General features: G+C 69.4%; 1 protein-coding gene and 1 pseudogene. One reads left to right on the forward strand and one right to left on the reverse strand.

Annotation, left to right across the window (positions count from 1 at the left end):
- Positions 1-350: hypothetical protein (locus G3I71_RS52030; RefSeq protein ID WP_239149783.1), on the forward strand; the 350-nt coding region annotated here is incomplete at its 5' end.
- Positions 351-427: 77 nt separating this feature from the next.
- Here the strand turns inward: G3I71_RS52030 and G3I71_RS52035 are convergent.
- Positions 428-517: pseudogene (locus G3I71_RS52035) on the reverse strand (transposase); the annotation flags it as partial.
- Between the last annotated feature and the right edge of the window lie 32 nt (positions 518-549).

Consider the following 549-nt stretch of genomic DNA (forward strand, 5'->3'; position numbering starts at 1 on the left):
GCTTTGTCGGCCCGCACCCGGTCCGGCCGCCTGCGGGGCCTGCCCGGACCAAGGCGAGGTACCCGGATGGCTTCCAGGACCGGCTCGAATTGCGGCGAGTCACCCCGCTGGCCGGCTGTGATCACGACGCTCAGCGGCTTCTACCCCTGCTCGACGGCAAGGTGGATCTTGGTGGTCAGGCCGCCTCGGGAACGTCCGAGACCATGGTCGGCCGGCTCAACGGCAATGCCGCCGGGCGGTTCCTTTTGCAGATCCCCTTTTTCGAGGCCCCGGCGGCGTGCTGGTGGGCCCGGCAGACGGTGGAGTCGATATTCACGTCCCAGGTGATCAGGCCCTTCGCGTCCGCCTGAGCTTGGAGCTGAGTGACGAACCTGGCCCAGGTGCCATCGCGCTGCCAGCGCCGGAACAGGTCGTAGACCCGCTCCCAGGGCCCGTAGCGTTCCGGCACATCACGCCAGGGAGCACCGGTACGGGTCCGCCACCGAATGCCGTCTATCAGCTGCCGTCGCGTCCACACCGGCGGACGGCCCGGCTTGACGCCCTGCGGCA

The sequence above is a fragment of the Streptomyces sp. SID12501 genome (genome assembly GCF_010550245.1).
GTDB lineage: Bacteria > Actinomycetota > Actinomycetes > Streptomycetales > Streptomycetaceae > Streptomyces.